The organism is Bartonella capreoli, from assembly GCF_902813205.1.
GTDB lineage: Bacteria > Pseudomonadota > Alphaproteobacteria > Rhizobiales > Rhizobiaceae > Bartonella > Bartonella schoenbuchensis.
The window spans coordinates 43,344-67,969 of the sequence record NZ_CADDZX010000006.1 but is presented as its reverse complement, the minus strand read 5'-3'; the positions used below and the strand labels follow the sequence as shown (position 1 = coordinate 67,969).

At 38.7% G+C, this 24,626-nt stretch carries 19 protein-coding genes and 1 tRNA gene; 13 read left to right on the top strand and 7 right to left on the bottom strand.

All coding sequences use genetic code 11. The annotated features are described in order from the left end of the window. The first annotated feature begins 32 nt into the window (after positions 1-32). A tRNA-Met gene (locus J7R05_RS05990) sits at positions 33-109 on the top strand. Positions 110-1,180: 1,071 nt separating this feature from the next. On the opposite strand, the gene J7R05_RS05985 is transcribed toward J7R05_RS05990, so the two are convergent. Then, complete coding sequence (locus J7R05_RS05985; RefSeq protein ID WP_208541603.1) at positions 1,181-2,116, bottom strand: NAD(P)H-dependent glycerol-3-phosphate dehydrogenase; 936 nt, start codon at positions 2,114-2,116, stop codon at positions 1,181-1,183. An 814-nt stretch (positions 2,117-2,930) separates the two neighbouring features. On the opposite strand from J7R05_RS05985, the gene hisS reads away from it, so the two are divergent. Next, a complete protein-coding gene (gene hisS, locus J7R05_RS05980) occupies positions 2,931-4,415 on the top strand; it encodes a histidine--tRNA ligase (RefSeq protein ID WP_208541602.1) in 1,485 nt (494 codons plus the stop codon). A 125-nt stretch (positions 4,416-4,540) separates the two neighbouring features. On the opposite strand, the gene J7R05_RS05975 is transcribed toward hisS, so the two are convergent. Next, a complete protein-coding gene (locus tag J7R05_RS05975; RefSeq protein ID WP_208541601.1) occupies positions 4,541-5,065 on the bottom strand; it encodes a peroxiredoxin in 525 nt (174 codons plus the stop codon). A gap of 299 nt (positions 5,066-5,364) precedes the next feature. Here J7R05_RS05975 and J7R05_RS05970 point away from each other — a divergent pair, with 299 nt between their 5' ends. After that, the gene (locus tag J7R05_RS05970) at positions 5,365-7,005 is read left to right on the top strand and encodes an alpha-D-glucose phosphate-specific phosphoglucomutase (RefSeq protein ID WP_208541600.1); all 1,641 of its coding nucleotides are present in this window, start codon (positions 5,365-5,367) and stop codon (positions 7,003-7,005) included. A gap of 47 nt (positions 7,006-7,052) precedes the next feature. On the opposite strand, the gene fumC is transcribed toward J7R05_RS05970, so the two are convergent. Further along, positions 7,053-8,441 (bottom strand): class II fumarate hydratase, encoded by a 1,389-nt coding sequence (gene fumC, locus J7R05_RS05965; RefSeq protein WP_034990181.1) that lies wholly within the window; start codon positions 8,439-8,441, stop codon positions 7,053-7,055. Positions 8,442-8,666: 225 nt separating this feature from the next. Here fumC and groES point away from each other — a divergent pair, with 225 nt between their 5' ends. Together groES and groL are read left to right on the top strand one after the other, a co-directional pair. After that, positions 8,667-8,963 (top strand): co-chaperone GroES, encoded by a 297-nt coding sequence (gene groES, locus J7R05_RS05960; protein WP_010702864.1) that lies wholly within the window; start codon positions 8,667-8,669, stop codon positions 8,961-8,963. 49 nt (positions 8,964-9,012) lie between these two features. Further along, entirely contained in the window at positions 9,013-10,656 is a 1,644-nt protein-coding gene (groL, locus tag J7R05_RS05955) for a chaperonin GroEL (protein ID WP_010704263.1), read from the top strand. Between the two features lie 429 nt (positions 10,657-11,085). Here groL and J7R05_RS05950 read toward each other — a convergent pair whose 3' ends face one another. From J7R05_RS05950 to murJ, 3 genes are all read right to left on the bottom strand, one after another. Then, complete coding sequence (locus tag J7R05_RS05950; protein WP_010704262.1) at positions 11,086-11,676, bottom strand: NifU family protein; 591 nt, start codon at positions 11,674-11,676, stop codon at positions 11,086-11,088. Positions 11,677-12,147: 471 nt separating this feature from the next. Continuing rightward, positions 12,148-13,236, bottom strand: coding sequence for a tryptophan--tRNA ligase (gene trpS, locus J7R05_RS05945; RefSeq protein WP_208541599.1), 1,089 nt, complete (start codon positions 13,234-13,236; stop codon positions 12,148-12,150). A 79-nt stretch (positions 13,237-13,315) separates the two neighbouring features. Beyond that, positions 13,316-14,878: a murein biosynthesis integral membrane protein MurJ gene (gene murJ, locus J7R05_RS05940; protein WP_078690127.1), complete on the bottom strand. Its 1,563-nt coding sequence runs from the start codon at positions 14,876-14,878 to the stop codon at positions 13,316-13,318. A gap of 835 nt (positions 14,879-15,713) precedes the next feature. Here murJ and J7R05_RS05935 point away from each other — a divergent pair. The 5 genes from J7R05_RS05935 (at position 15,714) to J7R05_RS05915 (ending at position 19,257) form a co-directional block, all read left to right on the top strand. Then, positions 15,714-16,001, top strand: coding sequence for a helix-turn-helix domain-containing protein (locus tag J7R05_RS05935; RefSeq protein WP_418214929.1), 288 nt, complete (start codon positions 15,714-15,716; stop codon positions 15,999-16,001). Positions 16,002-16,528: 527 nt separating this feature from the next. Beyond that, the gene (locus J7R05_RS05930; protein WP_078690125.1) at positions 16,529-16,870 is read left to right on the top strand and encodes a TrbC/VirB2 family protein; all 342 of its coding nucleotides are present in this window, start codon (positions 16,529-16,531) and stop codon (positions 16,868-16,870) included. A 22-nt stretch (positions 16,871-16,892) separates the two neighbouring features. Next, positions 16,893-17,201 carry a conjugal transfer protein TrbD gene (gene trbD / locus J7R05_RS05925; protein WP_078690124.1) on the top strand — a complete coding sequence of 103 codons (309 nt, stop codon included), beginning with the start codon at positions 16,893-16,895 and terminating at the stop codon, positions 17,199-17,201. Between the two features lie 218 nt (positions 17,202-17,419). Next, positions 17,420-18,265, top strand: a complete 846-nt coding sequence (locus J7R05_RS05920) for a TIGR01459 family HAD-type hydrolase (protein ID WP_208541598.1) — start codon at positions 17,420-17,422, stop codon at positions 18,263-18,265. Then, the gene (locus J7R05_RS05915; RefSeq protein WP_208541597.1) at positions 18,265-19,257 is read left to right on the top strand and encodes a bifunctional riboflavin kinase/FAD synthetase; all 993 of its coding nucleotides are present in this window, start codon (positions 18,265-18,267) and stop codon (positions 19,255-19,257) included. Before J7R05_RS05920 ends, J7R05_RS05915 begins: the two co-directional genes overlap by 1 nt. Positions 19,258-19,489: 232 nt before the next feature. Here the strand turns inward: J7R05_RS05915 and J7R05_RS05910 are convergent, their stop codons facing one another. After that, entirely contained in the window at positions 19,490-19,822 is a 333-nt protein-coding gene (locus tag J7R05_RS05910; RefSeq protein ID WP_208541596.1) for a protein tyrosine phosphatase family protein, read from the bottom strand. Between the two features lie 1,202 nt (positions 19,823-21,024). On the opposite strand from J7R05_RS05910, the gene flhA reads away from it, so the two are divergent. The 3 genes from flhA to J7R05_RS05895 are packed head-to-tail and all read left to right on the top strand — an operon-like array spanning position 21,025 to position 24,241. After that, positions 21,025-23,061 carry a flagellar biosynthesis protein FlhA gene (flhA, locus tag J7R05_RS05905; protein ID WP_246468243.1) on the top strand — a complete coding sequence of 679 codons (2,037 nt, stop codon included), beginning with the start codon at positions 21,025-21,027 and terminating at the stop codon, positions 23,059-23,061. Continuing rightward, the gene (gene fliR, locus J7R05_RS05900) at positions 23,061-23,846 is read left to right on the top strand and encodes a flagellar biosynthesis protein FliR (protein ID WP_208541594.1); all 786 of its coding nucleotides are present in this window, start codon (positions 23,061-23,063) and stop codon (positions 23,844-23,846) included. Before flhA ends, fliR begins: the two co-directional genes overlap by 1 nt. A gap of 2 nt (positions 23,847-23,848) precedes the next feature. Further along, positions 23,849-24,241 carry a hypothetical protein gene (locus tag J7R05_RS05895; RefSeq protein ID WP_208541593.1) on the top strand — a complete coding sequence of 131 codons (393 nt, stop codon included), beginning with the start codon at positions 23,849-23,851 and terminating at the stop codon, positions 24,239-24,241. Positions 24,242-24,626 lie beyond the last annotated feature (385 nt).

Below are 24,626 nucleotides of genomic sequence, written 5' to 3'. Positions count from 1 at the left end.
TCGTCACAATAACTGTAAGATCTCTGCAATGGCGCGGGGTGGAGCAGCCCGGTAGCTCGTCAGGCTCATAACCTGAAGGCCGCAGGTTCAAATCCTGCCCCCGCAACCAAAAAAATCTTGACAAAATCTGTACTCTCTTCCCTGAAAAACACCACCGTTGAAAATCAATAATTGCTTCTTATTGGTTTTTGCGTGCTCTACTTTAAGAGTTTTGGTATCTGCTGTAAAATATTCTTATCTGGTCGTTTCTCTACAAGTTTCTTCTCTCTTCATAGTACAATACATAGTTCTTATGTTTGCACAGCTCTTATATGTCTGCCATGTCTTTATAAAAGGGGTGAGAGGCTGTTTGTCTTTCTGTTGTTCCTTTATATACAGACGGTAAATGGGTGTATCTGTCTCGTTTAAATGTCTAGGGTGTATAAGTGATAAGGCACAAAGCATCTGTTCTTATTCCTGCATGATTATTGTAAAAGATGTTGTTGCTGTGCTCAATAATCTGTTCAAACTCAAGGCCAGAAAGGTCATATGGTCATTTTGTAAAAAGGAATGATTATGATGTCGCTTGTGAGTATTGGTATAGGTATGTTGATAGGTATTCAACTTAAACTCAGTGGTGTTTCTTTAGTTTTTAAAAAGTGTCATACATTTTGCAAAGAATCCTTTTGTATTTTCGTTTATCCCTTTGGTTATCGTGCATATTACACTAGGACAATAAAAACACTTGTGAAAAAGACAAAAGGCTTTCTTGTCAGATCTTACTTACTTCTGACAGCTGCAACATGGCTAAACACTTGCACCTAATAAAGCTACAATCACTCTAAGTGCGCTAATCAAAAATCTAGCATGCAAAAATATTAGCTTATTAATAAGCTCTTCTCTAATGATAAAGTATTATATTTTTTGCATTGAATATGCTTTAATATTTTTTACTAGAGATCGAGAATACGCTTAAATAATTTTTTCAAATGGGGTGAATTTTTGTAGTAGACTTAAGTATAGAAAAAATATTTATATATTAAAAAAGACTAGAGCTTAACAGTGTTAGGTGGCCTTATCGGCGCTGTTATTGCAACTGTATGTAGCTATTATGATGCCAAAGGCTGTAAACATTGCTGAGTACTTTAAAAGCCTTGCTTTAAATTGAATAAAATTTCTTTGTTAGAACGTTATTTAAAGTTCACCTTTTCATCAAAGTTCTCATACTTTCTAAAGGGTTTTTGCCTTGAATGATTTTTTGAACTTCTGTAGCGATAGGTGCGTAAATTCCTTCTCTTTGAGCAATTTGGGTAATTGCGTTAGAAGTTTTGATACCTTCTGCTACTTCGCCTAGCTCGTTTAAAATATTTTGCAAAGGTTTGTTTTGCGCTAATCCTAACCCAACACGGTAATTTCTGGAAAGAAGGGAATTTGCTGTTAAAAACAGGTCGCCTGCACCAGATAGCCCTAAAAAAGTTTGCATTTTTGCACCAAAATGTTCTGCAAATTGATACATTTCTACAAGTCCACGCGATAGGAGAGATGCTTTGGCATTTTGACCTAATTCCAATCCGTCACAAACTCCACCCGCTATGGCAATGACATTTTTATATGCACTTGCCACTTCTCCACCAATGATGTCACTTTCAATATAGGGTTTGATAAAGTCAGGCATTCTGCTTGCAAATTCTTGAGCAAGGGTAAAATTATGCGAATGAATAGTTAAGGCACATGGGAGAGCGAGAATGATTTCTTTAGCAAAGCTTGGGCCTGCTAAAAAACAAAGGTTTTCTGGAGCAATAAAATCTTTGGCAATTTGACTGACAAATGCTCCACTATTTTCTTCAATTCCCTTGCTTGTGATGAGTATTTTTGAGTCTTTTTTCAAAGGTGTGTGAGCAAACCATTCTCTTAAAGCTTGCACACTAATAGCAATGACAAAAAGTGTAGAATCTAAACTCTCGTTTAAGGAACATTGTGAAATGATTGAATGAGAATTATTACTCAATGTTTTGTTTAAAGGGTCTAGTGCAGGGGTGATATCACGTCTTGAAACAATGCGGACTTCATTTTTATGTGCAAAAGCAAATGCAAGAGCTCTTCCCCAAATTCCACCACCAAAAATTGTTATTTTCATTTTATTCCTTAAGTCTTTTAAAGACGATATTTCATCTCATACATTGCCAAACGCATCTTTTAAGATAGGGAGAATATGTGTTTTCTTAAGTTAAAAAAGGACGTTTTATACGATGAATAGCGTTTTTTGAATGGCTGTCAATGTTGATTAAAAGAGTCTGGTACGATTTGTTTGCTTGAGAAAAGGCGAGTTTTATTTAATTTTGCAATCGTTTTTTACCAATTTTTTATCACTTTAGAACAGTTTTAATTTGATTAATAACGCATCTGCTCTTTGCGCATTGATGTAAAAAAATTTCCTAAGACAAAAAGAATTTCTTAAAACGGTATAAGGCACTGTTAAACATCTGTCGTTTGAAGTTTTGCTACGAGTCTAGGAAGTCTTTGATGAAAATGAGATCGATTTAATGATACCTGCTTGTTGGGAAAAGTAATATGATGGCAGCATGATTGGCATGTAATAAAAAGGGGTGACGGTGTATGTCTACCACCAGGCAGTATAAAATTACTGCAGTGTTCATTTTGAATTGCAATAGCATCTTACCCACAAGTGTGAGGTTATGCGTGAACATAAAGAAACAACAAATGAGAAACAATATAGCTAAACCTTGGCATATATTGGGTGATGCTTTGGTGTGCGGGTAGAAATTGATGATAATGGGGGTATATTCTTTTATGAGGCTAAGGTCAGATCGTTGTCTATATAACCACAGGTTATATAAAGTCTTGCAGCGTTCATTTCGATAAGTTAGACATGATCGTTCGCGAAAACACAGAGTTATGCGTAAATATACATTGCTGAATAGAGAAACATCATGTCTACGAAACAAAAGAAAACTAAAGCGCGTTTACCACGGGGATTTGTTGATTACACGGGTTTAGGGTTACAGGCGCTTGAAGCAATGACGGCTCAGATACGTGAAGTTTATGAACTTTATGGTTTTGAAGCGCTTGAAACACCGATTTTTGAATATACAGATGTGCTTGGAAAGTTTTTGCCTGATGTAGATCGCCCTAATGCAGGTGTTTTTTCTTTACAAGATGATGATGAACAATGGATGTCTTTGCGTTACGATCTCACGGCACCTCTTGCTCGTTATGTTGCTGAGAATTTTGAAGTTTTGCCAAAACCTTATCGTAGCTATCGTATTGGACCTGTTTTTCGTAATGACAAGCCAGGACCCGGGCGCTTTCGTCAATTTATGCAGTTGGATGCTGATATTGTAGGGGCATCAACAGTGGCTGCTGATGCAGAAGTCTGCATGATGGCAGCGGATAGTTTAAATAAATTGGGATTTGAGTGTGATGAGTATGTCATTCGTCTAAGTAATCGGAAAATTTTGGATGGTGTTTTGGAGGAAGTTGGTTTGGGGGGAGATGAACAAGCTGACAAACGCTTAATTGTTATGAGGGCAATCGATAAGCTTGATAGACTTGGTTTGGAGGGAGTGGAGTTGCTTTTAGGGGAAGGCCGTTTGGATGAAAGCGGTGACTTCACGAAAGGAGCCGGACTAACTGATGACCAGATTAAGTATATCCTTGCTTTTCTGTCTATGAGGGATGATGAGGTAACGATTAATTATCTCAAAGCAATGATTGGTCATAATGCTCGCGCGTTTGAAGGGATCTGTGAACTTAAAGAAATGCAGGAAATTTTTGACGTCAATGATTATAAGGACCGCATAAAAATTGATCCGTCAGTTGTACGGGGATTGGACTATTATACGGGGCCTGTTTTTGAAGCTCAATTGCTCTCTATTGCTTTTTACAATAAGTGCGGGCAAAGGGTTGCAATTGGATCTGTTGGTGGGGGTGGGCGTTATGATGGGTTGGTTGGACGCTTTCGCAATGACAATGTCCCTGCGACAGGTTTTTCAATTGGTATATCGCGCTTAATAGCAATTTTGCAAAGCTATGGGAAATTTCCTGTGGAGGAAAAGACAGGTCCGGTTGTGGTGTTGATGATGGATCAAGAGCCAGGCAGTGTTGCACGTTATCAGAACATGGTGAAGCAATTGCGCAATGCAGGCATTCGCTCTGAAGTATATTTAGGGGAGTCAGGTATTAAAGCGCAAATGAAATATGCAGATCGACGCTGTGCACCCTGTGTGGTGATTCAAGGGTCACAAGAACGCCAGTACAGGGAGGTTCAGATTAAAGATTTGGTGGAAGGTGCACGTTTAGCCAATGAAATTAAGGATAATCAAACATGGCGTGAAAGTCGCCCAGCACAAATAACCGTTAAAGAAAATCAATTGGTTCAAGCTGTGCAGGATATTTTGAGAGACCAAAAAAGGTAGATGTTTTTCCTTTTTGAAGGCTTAAAACAAAAACAGCACAAATTCCTTAAAGGCGGTTTGTGCTGTTTTAATGTGCATTTTTAAAAAATATAATCTTCTTTAAAGAAGTGATCTTTGTTTAACACTTAACCTTGAAGTGCTTTTAAGATATGTTGTGGTGATGAGACTTCGTATGGGTCTGTTGGGCAATTATCTGAATAGCCTTTTTCTTCAAACCAATGTTCAATAACCCCATCATTAATGACCGCTGCATAGCGCCATGAGCGCATTCCAAAGCCGAGGTTGTCTTTAGCAACGAGCATTCCCATTTTACGGGTGAATTCACCAGAACCATCAGGGATTAATTTCACATTTTTAATGCCTTGCTTTTGACCCCAAGCATTCATCACGAAGGAATCATTAACAGAAAGGCAGTAAATTTCATCAATACCGACTTTTTTAAATTCGTCATAAAGTTTTTCAAAATCAGGAAGCTGAAAGGTTGAACAAGTAGGTGTAAACGCTCCCGGGAGAGAAAAAAGAATAACCCGTTTCCCTTTAAAGTAAGTGTCACTATTGACATCTTGCCACCGATAAGGATTATCCCCGCCGACTGATTCATCCCGTACACGTGTGTGGAAAGTTACGTTGGGAACTTGTTTTTTTATCATAATTACGCTCCTATAAGCCTTTTGGGATTGTGTTGCAAAAACGGTTTTTGTTTTTCAACGACGAATGTTGGAAGTGTAGTAGATTGTGATAAATTTGCAAGTATTTCATGCTTGGCAAAAAGGTTGAATGAAAGCTGCTCGAATAGGTAGCCCCTTAAATAAAAAGGGCTGCAGGGGGGGCGATCATTTAACTAAAAGGTGGTGTGGGAAGTTTCTGCATAAGATAAGCTATTTGATGAAATGTTAATTGTAGCAGATGTTCCCTTTCAAGTTGAGAAAATAGTAGGAAGGTTATTTTTATGATCGTCAACACTGTTTTGACAACAGCTTTTCATGATCAAAAACTGGGAACATCTGGTTTACGCAAAAAGGTATCTGTGTTCCAACAGCCCCATTATGTTGAAAATTTTATTCAGTCCATTTTTAACAGTGTTGGACCTCTTGAGGGAAAATTATTCATCCTTGGTGGGGATGGGCGCTATTTAAACGACAGCCTTATTCAGCTTGTGTTAAAAATGGCGGCTGCAAATGGTGTGGGCTGTGTTAAGGTGGGAAGAGGGGGCATTTTATCGACACCTGCTGTGTCGCACCTTATTCGCAAATATCATGCACATGGTGGGATTATTTTATCAGCAAGCCACAATCCTGGCGGTGTGAATGGTGATTGTGGTATAAAATATAATATTTCCAATGGTGGCCCGGCACCTGATTATTTGTGTGATGCTATTTTTGCAGCATCGCAACATCTTTTTTCTTATAAAATTGTTGAAGCTCCAGACATTGATTTAGAAACACAAGGGCGAAGTTTTATTGGTTCCATGCAGGTAGATGTTATCGACCCTGTGGCAGATTATGCTGCTTTAATGGAAGAGCTTTTTGATTTTGACTGCATTTTTCAAGCAGTGAAAAAGGGTTTGACCTTGCGGTTTGATGCTATGCATGCAGTTACAGGGCCTTATGCGCAAGAGATTTTTGAAAAGCGCTTAAACTTTCCTCAAGGAACAGTGGTCAATGGAACCCCTTTACCAGATTTTGGGGGCTCTCATCCTGACCCCAATTTGGTGCATGCAAAGGATCTTTATCGTTTGCTCATGTCTGATCAAGGGCCTGATCTTGGGCCTGATCTTGGTGCTGCTTCTGATGGTGATGGTGATCGCAATCTCATTATTGGTCGCAAACAATTTATCACGCCTTCTGATTCACTGGCTATTATGGCAGAATATGCGCACCTGATTAAAGGGTATCGCCAGGGCATTGCTGGAATTGCACGCTCAATGCCAACAGGGCGTGCTGCTGACCTTGTGGCACAAGAAAAGGGGATCAATCTTTTTGAAACGCCAACGGGATGGAAATTTTTTGGTACACTTTTAGATGCTGGAAAAGTTACCTTGTGTGGTGAGGAAAGCTTTGGAACAGGCTCACACCATGTGCGCGAAAAGGATGGCTTATGGGCCGTGTTGTTTTGGCTAAACCTTTTGGCTCTAACAGGGCAAACAGCGGCACAAATTGTACAAAAACACTGGCACAAATATGGGCGTTTTTATTATTCACGTTATGATTATGAAAATGTTGAAGCACAAAAAGCTTATATGATGATGGAGCATGTGCGCACATTGTTACCCTTATCAGGGGCAAAAATTGCTGGATTAACTGTTACACACTGTGATGATTTTGCTTATCATGACCCCATTGATGAAAGCGTTAGTGTAAAGCAAGGGGTGCGGGTGTTTTTTGAAAATGGGGCACGACTGGTCGTGCGTTTATCTGGAACAGGAACGGGGGGAGCAACTGTACGCATTTATCTGGAACAGTATGAAAGCGACCCCCGCAAATATACTCAAGATCTGCAAAAAGTACTTCAACCTTTATTTCTAGCAGCACTTGAATTGTTAAAAATAAAAGACTATTTGGGCCGTGAACGACCCGATATTATAACGTGAAACTGTCATTCATCATGACATCAATTCATCCGTAACATAAAATAGCCTTATTGTGAGTGGATCATCTTCTTTGGATCAACCAGTCGGTCGTAGTCAGCTTCAGTAATTCCGGCTTTTAAAGCTTCTTCCCGTAAGGTTGTTCCATTTTTATGGGCTGTTTTAGCAATATCAGCAGCTTTTTCGTAACCAATTTCTGGTGCAAGCGCTGTAACGAGCATGAGAGAACGCTCAAGAAGAGACTGGATATGATCTGTATTAGCACGCAGCCCTTTGATGCAGTTAGTATCAAAGGAACGCATAGAGTCACCAAGAAGTGAGAGAGACTGCAAAACATTATAACCAATAACAGGCTTAAAGGCATTGAGTTCAAAATGGCCCTGGCTTGCAGCAAATGTTACACTCGTCTGATTTCCAAAGACTTGGCAGGCAACCATGCTTAAAGCTTCACATTGGGTGGGGTTGACTTTTCCTGGCATAATGGAAGAACCAGGTTCATTTTCTGGCAAGCTCAATTCGCCTAAGCCTGAGCGTGGCCCTGACCCTAAGAAACGAATATCATTTGCAATTTTAAACAAATCAGCTGCCAATGCATTTAAGCTTCCGTGGAAATTGGCAAGGGCCCCATGGTGAGCGAGAGCTTCAAATTTGTTGTTGGCGGTTGTGAAAGTTACCCCTGTAAGTGGACTAATTGTTTCAGCAAATGCAACATCAAATCCTTTTGGTGCATTAAGGCCTGTTCCAACGGCAGTTCCCCCTTGCGCAAGCATTTGAACATCAATAAGAGCCATTTCAATGCGTTGGCGGTTGGCTTCTAGTGCAGCACGGTAGCCTGAAAATTCTTGTCCTAAAGTAAGCGGGGTGGCATCTTGCGTGTGCGTGCGCCCCAATTTTATGATGTCTGCAAATTCTTCTTCTTTTGTTTGAAGACTGGCAATAAGAGTATCAAGAATTGGAAAAAAATGTTGGCGTGTTTGCAGTGTGGTAGCAATATGAAGCGCTGTTGGAAAAGAATCGTTTGACGATTGGCTCATATTCACGTGGTCATTAGGGTGCACGGGTGCTTTGCTGCCAAGTGTTCCACCCAAAAGCACGCTAGCGCGATTGGCGATCACTTCATTGACATTCATATTGCTTTGTGTGCCAGACCCTGTTTGCCAAACAGCGAGGGGGAAATGTGTATCAAATGCACCAGAAAGCACTTCATCAGCAGCAGTGACAATCGCTTGCCCTATGTCTTGCGAGAGTTTCCCTTTTTGCATATTCACAAGGGCTGCTGTTTTTTTGATAAGACTTAAAGCGTAAATCAATGAGAGAGGCTGTTTTTCTGAGCCAATATTGAAATTATGTCGAGAACGTTCTGTTTGTGCTCCCCAATAACGGTCATGAGGAACCGAAACTGTCCCCAAACTATCGGTTTCTTGGCGTGTTTTAACCATCATAAAATCCCTTAATATATATTCATTAGTTTAGTAAAAGATAAGCATTTTTCGACCAGAATCAAAGAGTCAATTAGGATCAATATAAAATGAATTATTTTATTTAGAATCCTTGACATTATGGATCAATATTTTTATATAAAATTTGTTACTAGCACTCACAACTAAAGAGTGCTAGTAAAATTTAAGATTAATCAGTTATACTAAGTTTTAAGGGTTTAAAACATGGCTAACACACAATTCCGCCCACTTCACGATCGCGTTGTCGTTCGTCGGGTTGAATCTGAAAATAAAACCGCTGGTGGGATTATCATCCCCGATACAGCAAAGGAAAAACCTCAAGAAGGTGAGGTACTCGCTGTTGGTAACGGCGCTCTTGATAATAATGGAAAGCGCGTGCCTCTCGAAGTTAAAGCAGGAGACCGCATCTTATTTGGGAAATGGTCTGGAACCGAAGTAAAGATTAATGGTGAAGAACTCTTAATCATGAAAGAATCCGACATTATGGGGATTTTGGGTTAATCCATTCTCTCAATTTGTTTCGTTTTACTTATATCCAAGGAGAAATTAAATGGCTGCTAAAGAAGTCAAATTTGGCCGTGAAGCACGTGAGCGCTTGGTGCGCGGTGTTGATATCCTTGCTAATGCTGTTAAGGTAACACTCGGTCCTAAAGGCCGTAATGTGGTGATTGACAAATCATTTGGTGCACCTCGTATCACGAAGGATGGTGTGTCCGTTGCAAAAGAAGTCGAACTGGAAGATAAGTTCGAAAATATGGGCGCACAGATGTTGCGTGAAGTTGCTTCAAAGACCAACGATATTGCTGGTGATGGAACAACAACAGCAACTGTTTTGGGTCAAGCTATTGTGCAAGAAGGTGTAAAAGCTGTTGCTGCTGGCATGAACCCAATGGATCTCAAACGTGGGATCGATTCTGCTGTTGCAGAAGTTGTTGAAAGCCTTTTCAAAAAAGCGAAAAAAATCCAAACTTCTGCTGAAATAGCGCAAGTAGGAACGATTTCTGCTAATGGTGCTTCAGAAATTGGTAAAATCATTGCTGATGCTATGGACAAAGTTGGCAATGAAGGTGTTATCACCGTGGAAGAAGCAAAAACTGCTGAAACGGAATTAGAAGTCGTTGAAGGTATGCAGTTTGATCGTGGGTACCTTTCACCTTATTTTGTCACAAATGCTGAAAAAATGGTGGCTGATCTCGACGATCCTTACATCCTTATTCATGAAAAGAAATTGTCTAATCTTCAATCCTTGCTTCCTGTTCTTGAAGCTGTTGTTCAGTCTGGTAAGCCTCTTCTCATTATTGCTGAAGATGTGGAAGGTGAAGCTTTGGCAACGCTTGTGGTTAATAAACTGCGTGGTGGTTTGAAGATTTGTGCTGTTAAAGCACCAGGCTTTGGTGACCGCCGTAAAGCAATGTTAGAAGATATTGCAATTTTGACATCAGGTCAGGTTATTTCTGAAGATGTTGGCATTAAGCTTGAAAATGTCACTTTAGATATGTTGGGCCGTGCAAAGAAAGTGCATATTTCTAAAGAAAACACAACCATCGTTGATGGCTCTGGACAAAAAGCACAAATCAGTGCTCGTGTAAGCCAGATTAAAGCACAGATCGAAGAAACAACTTCTGACTATGACCGCGAAAAACTGCAAGAAAGACTTGCTAAACTTGCTGGTGGTGTTGCCGTTATTCGTGTTGGTGGTGCAACAGAAGTTGAAGTGAAAGAAAAGAAAGACCGTGTTGATGATGCCTTGAACGCAACGCGTGCAGCGGTGGAAGAAGGTATTGTTGCTGGTGGTGGAACTGCACTCTTGCGGGCTGCAAACGCAATTACTGTTAAAGGAAGCAATGCAGACCAAGAAGCTGGTATTAATATTGTCCGTCGTGCTCTACAAGCTCCAGCACGCCAAATTGCGACTAATGCCGGTGAAGAAGCAGCGATTATTGTTGGCAAAGTGCTTGAAAATAATTCAGACACTTTTGGTTACAACACTGCAACAGGTCAATTTGGTGATTTGATTTCTTTGGGGATCGTTGACCCAGTTAAAGTTGTGCGTTCAGCTTTGCAAAATGCTGCATCAATTGCTAGCCTTCTTATCACCACAGAAGCAATGGTTGCTGAACTTCCGAAAAAAGAAACTCCAATGCCTCCAATGGGTGGCGGCGGAATGGGTGGAATGGGCGGAATGGATTTCTAAGCGCCTTAAACCCATAGGTAAAAAGAAACGGGCCATTTTGGCCCGTTTTTTATTGTGTTTTGAAAGTTTATAAGTGTTTTAAAGCCTCATGAAGCATGTATATTACAAGGCATTCTTATACCTTGAAGCATTGTTGTATTTACAACTTTATATTTCACGCGCTTTTGGTGATCTTTGTATAATGTCTTTTGTAATACAGACATTCGTGTAGTGCAGACTTCTTTCGTGTAATGCAAGCCTATTGGTCTTCTTTAATTGCTTGTCTGTTTTTCCTGCTATATTTTTTGTGCTAATAGGTTGCAACAGTTTGCGATACATACGCAACAAGTTCCCATAGCTTTTAAAAAATGATTTTCAGCAAATGATTGGTATGGGATATTTGTACAAGATGGCTTATTTCTATTTGCTTGGGCGGGGGTACTTTCAAATTTATAGAATAACGTCTTGTGGCATGGCTTCAACGCCTAAAACTTCTGGAATGAAATGGCGCAAAAGATTTTCAATTCCGTGTTTGAGCGTGGCTGTTGAGGATGGGCACCCAGCGCATGCACCGCGCATATTTAAATAAACGATACCGTCTTCAAAACCACGAAAAGTAATATCCCCACCATCATTAGCAACAGCTGGGCGAACACGTGTTTCAAGAATCTCTTTAATTGTCATAACAATATCTGCATCTTTTTCGTCATAAAATTCTTCATACGCTTCAGGTGCTTGTGTTTGGAGAGTGGCATCATTGATAACAGTTGGGTCATTGGAAAGAAAATGTTCCATAATTGTGCCCAAGATCGCTGGTTTGAGATGCTGCCATTCCCCGTCATTTTTTGTTACAGCAATGAAATCATGTCCTAACAAGACACTGCTGACATTGGGAATTGTAAACAGTTTAGCAGCAAGAGGTGAATTTTGATCAGCTTCTTTGCTGTTGTGAAACTCTAACACACCTTTGGCAAGGACCACGCGGCCTGGTAAAAATTTGAGTGTTGCAGGGTTTGGTGTGGTTTCAGTTTGAATAAACATATATTATCCTTTTGTTGCGTAAGCTTTAAGGAAACAATTAACGCAAAAAAACTTAAATATTGATATAATCGCTTCAATATTTTTATTCCAAAAAATCGTTTAGAAGCACGATAACGGAAATAAAAACACTTTCTATTGACGATTAATGGTTTAAATAAGCTCACCTGCTTTATGTTATCATGAAGAAGGTAAAACATGGTAGCGATATCTTGATGTTTGTTAATCAATTTGCAAATTTTATCCGTTTTTGAACTTGCATGCATAAGCAGTTTTACTAAAAGAACTGCTTTAAAGGTTTAAAATGCACGTTATCAAGCATTTGTTCCTTCATGAATAAAGATATATGTTTGCACTTGAAGATATGGGGGCATTTAACCTAACAAAGGGCAACAAGGGGTATTGTTTGCATCAAGCGTGGTTTTAGTTTGCATTTGTCATCGGCTATAGTTTTTTTCAATCAAAACTTATTGTTTATGAATGATGTAAAAAGCCAACAATTTCACGAACGTGCTTCATTGTGTTTTCAGCCAATAGGCTAGCACGTTCAGCCCCATCACGCAAAACAGAATCAATATAAGCATTATCTTGATGAATACGGCGTAATTCTTGCGTAATTGGTGCCAGTTTATGGACAACAAGATCAGCTAAAGTCGCTTTAAAAAGCGAAAATTGTTGACCTGAAAACTCTAAAAGCGCCTTCTCTTTACTGATTTGCGCAAAGGCTGCATAAATACCAAGTAAATTGTCAACTTCTGGGCGCCCTTCTAAAGCAGTAAGCTCATCGGGAAGGGGGGCGGAGTCTGTTTTTGCTTTGCGTATTTTTTGAACGATAAGATCAGCATCATCAGTTAAATTAATTCGTGAAAAATCTGAAGGATCTGATTTTGACATTTTCTTTGTGCCATCACGTAAAGACATAATGCGCATGCCCGTATCACCAAGAAGAGCTTCTGGTATTGGGAAAAAGCCTTGTTCTTTGTTTTCTCCCTCTTTTATGGGTTCTCCCTCTTGTATGGGGATGCCAACATTTAAATGTGCAATCCGCTCAGCGTAATCATGATTAAATTTTTGCGCAATATCACGTGTGAGTTCAATATGCTGCTTTTGATCTTCTCCTACTGGAACATGTGTTGCACGGTAGAGCAAAATGTCAGCAGCCATAAGGCTTGGGTAGGCAAAAAGCCCAACAGATGCTTGTTTACGGTTTTTTCCAGCTTTATCTTTAAACTGTGTCATCCGTTGGAGCCAACCGATGCGGGCAATACAGTTAAAGACCCATGCTAATTCAGCATGTTGAAAAACCCGTGATTGGTTGAATACAATATGTTTTTGTGGGTCAATACCAGCAGCTAAAAAGGCTGCTGTAACTGCACGGGTTGAGCTTTCTAAGGTGAGTGGGTCAGGGTTAACCGTTAATGCGTGCATATCCACAACACAATAAAGGCATGTATAAGATGCTTGCAGTTCAACCCAGCGCTTAATTGCACCTAGGTAATTACCAAGATGCAAATTGCCACTTGGTTGCACACCAGAAAAGACGAGGGATGCGTGGGTATCCATAAGAATAAGCCTTTCTTTAATGATGTTACGTATTGCTTTTGTTGTGGTAAAGCTTCTTTTTTGAAAGTCAAATAGGATATTATAGGCGCTGTTTCAAATTTTTACGTAAAAAAGGGAAATAGCTCATGCCAAGGGAAAAGCAAATGATACAATAAAACAATAGAATAGAGAAAATTAAACCTGCTAAAGTTCCTATTCGCAAGAAAAGTGGTGCTTGTGAGGATAAAGGAAAAGATAGAAACCCGAGTGCATAATACAAAGCTGCAGCCATTAAGAGAATGGCAACAATCAAACACCCAACCCACTTGATAAGCTGCATATCACATTTCCAATAACCGCGTTTGATAAGGGTGCTACAAAGCAAAAGTGTGTTAACCCATCCAGAGGTAATTTCTGCAATCACAATGCCACGTGCTGATAAAAGCGGAAATAATGTGAGCGCTAAACCAATATTGATCAAAACACAAATGCCTGCAAAAATCATGGGTGTTTTTGTATCTTCATGGGCAAAAAAGTTTGGAATGAAGACCTTTATGAGCACAAAAGCTGGAAGCCCTAATCCATAAAGTTCAAGCAGGTGTGCAACAGTGTGTGTTGATTGGCTTGTAAATTGACCACGCTCAAAGAAAAGGCTGACAATGGGGTTGGATATCAAAAAAAAGAGGATCGATGCCGGTAAGGTTAAAAACAGGGTAAATGCAATGGCATAGTTTTGCAAATAATTGGCTTCTTTGTTATTTTTATTGCGGAAGGCTTTTGTTAACTCAGGTAAAAGAACAGTCGCAACAGCAATACCAACAACGCCTAATGGTAATTGATAAAGGCGGTCAGCATAAACCAAAGAAGAAACAGCACCTGGGTGGCTGGATGCAATATTGGTATTGATCAATAAATTGATTTGCGTAATTCCCCCCGTAATGGCAGCGGGAAATGCCAGGGTTAAAAGCTGGCGAACATTGGGGCTCAGATAAGGAAGACGTAGGGAAATTTTCATCCCACTTTGACGCAAAGCAACTGCAATTAAAGTAAGTTGAAGAAGGCCAGCAACCATAACCCCCCAGGAAAGGTTTAGCCCAATCTGCCAAGCATCAAGCTGAAATATCCAAGCATAGGCGAGCACACCGATCATCACAATATTTAAAAAGACGGGGGCAATAGCTGCAACAAAATAACGTTGTAATGCATTGAGCATTCCCCCCATCATGGCTGCTAAAGACATGCACGCTAAATAGGGAAACATAATTGCAGTAAAACGAATTGTAGCCTCAAATTTTGTTGCATCTTCTGCAAACCCTGGTGCAATTACAGTACGCACCAAAAAAGGCATACTTACTTCTATAGCAATGGTTAAAAGTAAGAGTAGCGAGAACAAAACACCAAAAACCTCTTCTGCAAATTTGCGTGCATTTTCAGTTCCATTTTCAGTAATTTTTTTTGAAAACAGGGGAACAAAGGCTGCGTTAAAAGCACCTTCAGCAAAAAGACGGCGAAATGTGTTTGGAAAACGAAAAGCTGCGTTGAAAGCGTCAGCAGCAGGACCTGTACCAAAAGAAGCTGCCATGAGTATTTCACGCACAAAACCAAAAAGACGACTTGTGCAAGTTCCAGAAGCAACAGTTATAAATTTTTTAATTAAGCTCATAAAGATATATTATGTTTGGAAAACAAAAATAGAGTTTGAAAAAAGCAAAAATCACAAGAGACCATGCAAATATTATCACTCATGTTAGTCTCATAGTATTTTATGACGGTGTTTGCCCTTTCTGTCAATAAAATGCATCAAAGTTACATACATCAAAGTTATTTGAGTGATATTTGCTCCACTTCAAGTTATAGATTTTATCATTCCTCTTCAATTGATCTATAAACAGAACAAAAGACAATAAGGGCAATATTGATGCCTTTTTAAAATATCTCCACGAAAATTTTAAAATCTTATGCTGATGTTAGTCGCATTCTTATCAGTTGCTTTTCTTCCTAAACTTTATGGTGGCATGACACACTCTTAATACGTTCCAGCATCTCCTGGTTATGAGCTTATACTTTTCCAATAAATGAGAGCTCACTTTATTCATTTACACATCATTCAAAATGAGAGGCTTTCTGCCTTTCGTTGAAAAACCTCTGTAAGTTGAAAAACTATTTTATTGCCAATTTTCTGAAATTACTTTATTAATTAAAAGGTGTATTGATCGTATACGCAGCGATCAAGAGGGATTCAAAAGTCCTTCCAGTTCGAACACAAAAATTAACCCATTATCATATGGGGTTCCCGGGATTCCGGGAGTTTTTGTGATGTCCAGGTGCTATGGCACTAAAAGCAAAAAAGCTGACTCGAACTCAGTACTTTTGACTCCCGGAATACCAATGCGAGGGCGCTCGCTACCCGGCGGGGGGTTGATCTAGAAGTGCAAAAAAATCCTCATAATGATATTTTTGTAGGCAAAAAAATCCGATATAGAAGAAGAATGTTGGGAATGTCTCAAAAAACATTGGCTCATCATTTAGGTATAAGCTTTCAACAAATCCAAAAATACGAAAAAGGATTAAATCGTGTAGGAGCTGGACGGTTGAAAGACATTGCCGATATATTTGATGTTCCTATTTCCTTTTTTTACCCTGACACCACAACAAAAGAAGGTGGTGTGCACCATCATGATGAAATTATATCGAGCAAAGAAGAATATCTGCTTTTAAAAAGTTTTAGAGTTCTTACATCAGTAAAACAGAAAGCAATTTTAGAATTAATTTCTGATCAGAAGTAAAACTTATTAAATTATAATATAGCGCTATTCTTTCTCATAAGTATTCATGAGAACTTCTAAAAACTCCTCATGGCGATAACAGTTCTGTTTAGCCATGGCCATGATGCAAAAATGATTAATGGCAACCGTGCTGCTCTTTAATATTAATCTGTGCATCATCTGGCTTGTTCATGGTTTGAAAAAGCAGATGCAAATTTGGGTTTACCTGTCTCTTGAACTGTTAGTTATGCTTAGATGCAAGCTTGAAGTTAACATGTATATCTATAACCATAACGATGGAAAGATTTGTGGAAAAAATTACTTAAGAGTTATGTATGTGATGTAAAACGTAAAGAATTCCGGGCAGGGGGTATCTCAAAATATTTGTGCTGTTAAATCAGATGTGTCCCTTAAAGTGGGTAACATCCAGGATAGTTATGACAATGATTAACAATGGCAAAACTGTCAGCTTATACAGCCTATATATTCTTGATTCTTAGGCATCATAGTGATACTCAATTTATTTTAATTTATTAAAGGCATAAGGCATGCAATTATCTCCAATTTATTTTAAGAATAATCCATATAATCAAATTACAATTCTCTTTACTTTAGGCATTGTCTTTCTGTTGTTTTTTATTTTAGGAGATTCCGCTTATGCTGCTGGTGCACCAGTTGGATTACCATGGGAAACACCTTTAAAAAGAATTATGAGATTAATATCAGGACCTATCGCTTTTGGTATTTCTTTAGTTGCTATACTTATTGGTGGAATTGTTTTAGTTTTTGGTGGTGAGATTAACAGGCTTGTAAAGTGGGCTGTTCGTGTAGTTTTTGTTGTCAGTGTGGTCGTTTTTATCAACGCGCTCTTTGCAGGTGCTCTCTTGTAAATATGGTGATTGGAGAAATGCAATGGATGAAGAGTTAAGATGTACGCCCATATATCGTGCTCTTTACGAACCTAAGCTAATTATGGGAGCAGAGCGCGAACCAGTGCTGATTTTAACGCTTTTAATTGGCGTTTTTATTATTTCAGCAATGAGCATTGTTGCAACAATTATTGGCACGTGTATTTGGTTGATTGGCCTTTATGTGCTACGCAAAATGGCAAAAATTGATCCTATGTTGTTTCGCGTTTACATTCATTACTTGCGTTATCAGCGTTATTATCCAGCTCGCTCAAGCCCTTTTCGGGTTGCACGATCAAAATGGCCTTATTAGATGTTTTAATTAAAACATTCTCGTTTTAGTCTGGCTCGGTTTCTGATTTTTTAAATTTTGCCATCTTAATTGATGAAAGCTAAAATTATCCTCAAAAATTTAATTGGTTTTTGGGGTGGGAATATGGTGGTTTAAGAAAGCAGATGACAAAAAAATGATCTTGCGATAAGAAGTTTAAAGACTAAAAAGCGGGCACAATATAATATAAATAGATAATCATGAAAGAACTCACCCATATTGATCCTATAATTACCCATTATGATGCTGTATTTTGTGATGTTTGGGGGGTTGTGCACGATGGTGTGCGCGTTTTTGATTCAGCTGTGAAAGTCTTGCAGAAAATGCGCAAGATGGGGAAAAGCGTTGTTTTGCTCACCAATTCACCCCGACCACGTGAAGATGTTATAGCCCAATTGCAAAGGCTGAAGGTTGCCAGTGATTGTTATGATGCAATTGTCACTTCAGGTGATGTAACGCGTGATCTTATTTTGAGTGCACCGCAGAAAATCTTTTTTATTGGTCCGCAACGTGATTTGGCTTTGTTTAAAGGGTTAGCATGTGAGCTGGTTGAAGAAGAGGAAGCTGATGCGGTGGTTTGCAGTGGCTTTTTTGAAGATTTTGGGGAAACGCCACAGGCTTATGAAGGTATGTTACAGCACCTACAAGAACGGGGCTTGCCTTTTATTTGTGCCAATCCTGATATCACCGTTCATTGTGGCAATCAAACATTGTGGTGCGCTGGTGCATTGGCACAGCTTTACCAACATTTAGGCGGTGAGGTTCGTATTGCGGGTAAACCCCACGCACCTATTTATGAATGTGCTTTTGAAAAACTAAAAAACATCCGCGGGACAATAGAAAAAAGTCGGATTTTAGCTATTGGAGATGGCATTTTGACCGATGTTAAAGGCGCTATCGATTTTGGTATTGATGTCCTTTATATTCTGGGTGGGATCCATTGTCATGACTATACGCAAAATGGTGTGATCAATAAAGAAGCTTTGCATTCTTTTCTTGACCATTATGGTTATCAGCCACAAGCGATGATGTGGGCGCTTCAATAATGGATAATTTTTTGCGTCTTCAAGGGCACACAGAGATTCCTGAAATTTTACGTGGTGCAGTTTTGGCTATTGGGAATTTTGATGGTGTTCATCGTGGTCACCAAGCGGTGTTGCAAAAAGCGCTAGATTTAGCACGTGTAAAAAACAAGCCAGCTCTTGTGTTGACATTTGAGCCACATCCAAGAAGTTTTTTTCAAGGTTCAGATTGTATTGATCGTTTGACACCGGCAACTGAAAAAGCCGAAATCTTCAAAATTTTGGGTTTTCATGGTGTTGTTGAAGAGCCTTTTGATGCACAGTTTGCTGCTCTTTCAGCTGATGAATTTATTAGCGTTGTTTTAAAACAAGCTTTTGATGTTTGTGTTGTGGTAACGGGGGATAATTTTCACTTTGGTCGAAAAAGAAGTGGAAATGCGCAGTTTTTGCGTCAAAAAGGGGAAGAGTGCGGTTTTGAAGTTGTTCAAATTCCTTCTTTATGCACCCTACAGGGGGAAAAAATTTCTTCTAGTTTTATTCGTCAGCTTTTATCACAAGGGCAGGTGGAAAAAGCAGCCCATTTATTAGGGTACCATTATCGTGTGCGCTCAAAAGTTATACATGGTAAAAAGCTTGGTCGGTCTTTGGGTTTTCCTACTACCAATCAAGTGTTGCCTTCCCAAACAAGCTTAGCGCATGGTGTTTATGCAGTACGATTGCGCCGTTTAAGTGGTGTTTTGCATGATGGTGTTGCAAGTTTTGGCTGTCGCCCAACAATTGTTGATGGTGGAGCACCACTTTTAGAAACTTATTTGTTTGATTTTACTGACGATCTTTATGATGAAAACTGTACAGTTTCTTTTTTGCAGTTTTTACGAGGGCAAAAAAAGTTTGATGGACTAGAGCTTTTGAAAAAACAAATGCAACATGATGAAAGTGAAACAAAAGCGATTTTAAAGACAATTCAACCGCTTTCATCATTAGATCAGCTGCTGACTTTTAAAAAAACATCATGATCCGATCTAAAAAGGAAAAAAGAATCGCAAAAATAGAACTTAAGCTGATTATGAGAATAAAAATATATTCCAAAACGTCATGAAAAAGGTGAATTTTTCGTTTATGAGTAGGGGAATCAGCGGTTTGAATATCAGATTTCATCATTGTTTTTGTCGCTTTTTAGATAGCCTCATATTTTTAATAGTAAGAAAGTTTAATGTTTGTTTCTTTCTGTTTTATTAAAACACAAGGTTAAATAATACGCGCTAAAGAGCAAAGGTGAATTGAGCGTGTGCCATAGCAGCAATAAGCGAGCAGAGGAAGTGGTGCTGTTTTTAAAATTGTTTGCATAGCTTCAATGTGAGATTTTTCTATAACCGAAGGTGTAATAGGAATATAATGAGCTTGTATTCCATATTGATGAGCGGCTGCTTGAATGGTGGCAAAATCAGGCTGGTCAGGCTCTTCTTGATCGGGCCTGTTGCAGACAATAGTTTTAAATCCAGTTTTTGCGAGCGTTCCAATGTTTGCAACGCTGATTTGGGCACTAACAAAAATACCATCTTCAATTTGCTGCAACTTCATTTTTGTTTGTCCTTGTTGAGTATACTGCTTTGGTGCACTATTTATGTTGCTCTCTTGTTTTGTGCCTTTAAATAGGCAGTATAATTAAATAAACAGTGTGATAAATGAGATTTTTATGAGCGGCTTGAGTTTAACAAAAATTTATAGCCTGTCTAGAAAGATGAAAAGCCTCAAACGGCGTGAATGGTATAAAGTGAATGGTATAAAGTGGCTGCCAATTTAGTCTTATAAATTATCGTTAATGTCTTATAAAAAGTAATCTGCTGAAGTCAGATCAAACTTAGTGATCAAAGTGCTTTTATTGTGAGATCAATTGATAAAGATGTTGTTATAAAAATGCTTAAATCTTTGAAAGGGTAATATTGCGGTAAAAGTTACTTATTAAGAATTACTTGTAAAAAACAGGCTTTTAAAAAACAGGTCGCTCTTAAAATGCCTTAGTAACAAAAATTTTTACACAAATTTTTAAGGCAGTAATTACGTATCAATAATACAACTTAAGTAAAGAAAATTACACTTTCCTCTTCTTAATTTTTATGAACTACTTTTCAAATTCTATGTACTTTCTTTGCTTGGTATATAACACTCTTATTTAACTGCTCAAAATAGCTCAGATTTTGCTATGGATGTGAAGAGCTTATAAGATGAGCCTCTCTCAATGAGACTTTATTGAATGCCAAGCACCAAAGCTAAAACAATAATGGCATTGGCACTGATAATCAGTGTCGAATAAAGCATAGCAGTTTTTACAATATCAGTCATAACAAACCTCTCATTGTTTTTAGAAACCTCTCGCGGTTTCTTATTGTATCAATGTATGTTCACACAATGTTACAAGCTGTAATATACGCTGATATCAAACATTCGGCAAGCTTAAAATTTTTTTTTGAATTAAGGGTGGGTGGGTGTGCTTTATGTTATGGTTTATAGGGGGTAAAAGGTTTGTTATAGTGATGTGTAAATTTTAAAATATGTAAAAATTGTGTAGCCACGACCCCATTAATTGTGTAGTTACAACATCATTTTCACACAAGCTTTGTTACTTAAAGTTTGTGAGAAAAAATGCGCTAAAGAGTTTTTTTAAAGTTCTTTTGGCAAAGGGGGGTTGAATGTAATTGTTTAAGGAGAAAAGTGTGCAGCGTAGTCCGGGTACCCATATTGGAGACCAAAATCAATTTTCTGGTCGAGATATTGCGTTTGCGATGGGAATTATCATTATTCTCACGGTTCTCTTTTTACCTGTTCCTGCCTTTATTTTAGATTTGGGGCTTTCCTTTTCCATTGCATTTTCTGTTTTGATTTTAATGGTTTCGTTGTGGATTCAGCGGCCACTTGATTTTTCAGCTTTTCCAACAGTTTTGTTGATTACGACCTTATTGCGCTTATCCCTTAATATTGCGACAACTCGTGTTATTTTAACCCATGGTGATGAAGGCTATAAAGCCGCAGGAAATGTGATTCACGGTTTTTCGCAATTTGTGATGGGAGGGGATTTTGTTATTGGTCTTGTTGTTTTTGCCATTGTTATTATCGTCAATTTTTTGGTGATCACCAAAGGTGCAACGCGTATTGCTGAAGTGGGTGCACGTTTTACTCTGGATGCTATTCCAGGAAAGCAAATGGCTATTGATGCTGATCTTTCATCAGGTCTTATTGATGAGAAAGAAGCGCAGCGTCGCCGTCATGAGCTTGAAGAAGAAAGTTCCTTTTTTGGGGCAATGGATGGTGCATCAAAATTTGTGCGTGGCGATGCTATTGCCGGGCTTATTATTACGGCTGTTAATATTGTTGGGGGTATTATTATTGGTGTTACACGCCATGGAATGACATTATCTGGTGCGGCTGATGTTTTTACTAAACTTTCAGTGGGTGATGGTCTTGTTACACAGATACCGGCTTTGATTGTTTCTTTGGCGGCAGGTCTTTTGGTTTCTAAAGGGGGTACCCGTGGTTCAGCTGAAAAGGCTGTTTTGGGGCAACTTGGAAGGTATCCCAAAGCGCTTTTTGTATCTTCTCTTCTTTTATTTATGTTAGGGTTGATGCCTGGTCTGCCAGCTGTTCCTTTTATTCTTTTGTCTTTGCTTATGGCTTCGATTGGTTATTCTATTCCACATCGCTTGCGCAAAGAATCTCTTGCACAAGAAGCACAGTTGGCACAAGATGCACAAAAGGCTCATCAAGAAGAAAGCCAGTCACTTAAAGCATCGCTTGAAACGGTGCGCGTCGAAATTGCTATGGGCAAGCAATTGTCTAAACATTTATTATCCAAAAAGGTTGAGCTGGCTGACCGTGTTGCAAAAATGCGCCGTAAATTTGCGCAAGAATATGGTTTTGTTATTCCTGAAATACAGATATCAGATGATTATAAAGTGCCGGCAAAAAGCTATTGGATCAAATTATATGGTACGGTTGTGGCATCTTACGAAATGCGCATAGGTGAGGTTCTCATTATGCCGGGCAATAAACCTATTCCCAATATTCCAGGTGAGCAGGTATGTGAGCCGGCTTTCGGTATGCGTGCTTTTGCAACCTCAGAAACATTTCGCTCTGAATTGATGCGTGAAGGTTATATGGCGGTGGATAATCTTTCAGTATTATTAACCCATTTAAGTGAAGTTTTACGCAATAATTTAGCACAATTATTTTCTTATAAAGATATGCGCATTCTTCTAGAGCGCTTGGGGGGCGAATACCGTAAATTATTAGAAGAAATTTGTCCTGCACATCTTTCTTATTCTGGTTTACAGGCGGTTTTAAAACTTTTATTATCAGAACGTGTCTCCATTCGTAGCTTAAATCTTATTTTAGAAGCGGTGGCTGAAATCGCACCCCATGTGCGGCGTTCTGATTTGATTGCTGAGCATGTGCGATTGCGTTTATCACAGCAAATTTGTGGTGACTTGTCTGAAGACGGTGTGCTACAGGTTTTACGGATGGGAAGTTACTGGGACCTTGCTTTCCACAAAGCTTTAAAACGTGATGCAAAGGGTGAAATTATTGAATTTGATATGGATCCTGTTGAACTTGAAAAATTTGGAACCGAAGCAACAGCTATCATTCGCCAATATATGGAAAAAGCGGTGCGTTTTGTGCTGATCACATCGCCTGAAGCGCGCCCTTATGTTCGCATGATTATGGAACGCCTTTTCTCGACGTTGCCTGTTCTTTCTCATGCGGAAATTGCTCGTGGTGTTGAAGTTAAAACATTAGGAGTTATCTCTTCACGGGAGAAGAGTTGATGTCATTGACGTCTTTATTACCTGTAACCTCTTTGCCAATTGACCAGGTGGTTATCATCGCCATGTTAGTTTTTGCACGGGTAGGGGCTTGTTTGATGCTTATGCCGGGCATATCAAGTCTACGTATTCCCATGAATTTCCGTTTATTGCTTGCTATTGCTTTTTCATTTGTGATGCTTCCTTTGGTTGTTGATCTTTTTAAAGAACTTGGTGATAAACCTGATATTGCAGTCCTTACACGCGCTTTGTTTTCTGAAATGCTTATTGGGGCTAGTTTGGGGGTTATTGCTCATGTTTATCTGTGGGCTTTGCAATTTATGGCGACAATTATTGCCATGTCTATAGGATATTCAGGTCAACCTGGCCATAGTGTGATTGATTCAATGCCAGAAACTCAAATTGCTCATTTGTTTGTTTTAGCGGCTGTCATGCTTTTTTTTGCAAGTGATTTGCATATGGTGACTATTCGTGGCCTTTTGGCTTCTTATGATGTTGTCTCACCATCTTTTATTCCAAGTCCAGAAGCCGCTTTGATTGATTATCGTGATGTTTTGTCGCGAGCATTTTTAACCACACTATCTATTGCAGCGCCTTTTATTACTTATGCGATTTTAATCAATATTGGGGTTGGATTGGTCAATAAATTAACACCTACTATTCCAGTTTATTTTATTTCGTTGCCTTTTGTTATTGCAGGCGGGATATTTTTACTTTATTTCTTGATACCGGAGCTTTTACATTTTTTCAGTTTAGAACTTCAAAATTGGCTCAATAAGGGACCTTAAAAGTGCAAAAAGGTAAACGCTACCGTAAGCTTCTCAAAATACAAAGTTTTATGAAAGCTTATCATAAGATTGAATTAGAAGGTTTACACAATCAGCTTTCTGCTTGTGAAGAGGAGACGCGGGCACTTTTTTCCTTAATGGAAAAGGAGAAAGCTCCTGATTTTTTGGATGTCAATTTTTTAGCGCAGCGTTTACAACGTATAGCTAAAACAGAAAAACATCTTCAGGGGCAGATTGTGGAAAAAAAACAAATTGTGCATGAAGCTTCTAGCCGTTTGCAACGATTAGAAGAAAAGTGTAAAGAGGTTAAAGTTATAGAAGAACGTCAACAATTTAGTAATATGCTTGAAGATTATATTGCAGATAAAATGATAAAAAACGTCAGTTTGACATAAGTTTGGTACTTTATAGTGCTTAAATGTTATAGGGGTTACTTTATTTTTTAAAGCTATTGAAAGAATAAAAAAAATCCTATCTTTGTAGAAAATATGAATTACGAAGAAAAACGAGTAGTCGTTAAAAAGAGGCAGCATATAGCGCTTTAGTTGCTTTACATGATGTTTTTGTGTTGATCCACGCGGGGTGAGTTATTTAAACATTGTGTTTTGCTGAAAAATACATTATATACAAAATCTCTGCGCACACAAGTTACTTCGTGTACGAAGAGTGATTTTACTCACGTGAGTATAAACCATTTCTATGAAATTAGAGAAAAACATACATTATTGTCAAATTTAAGACGAAACTTAAGAATTTAAAACAAAGAAAAGCGAACGGTAA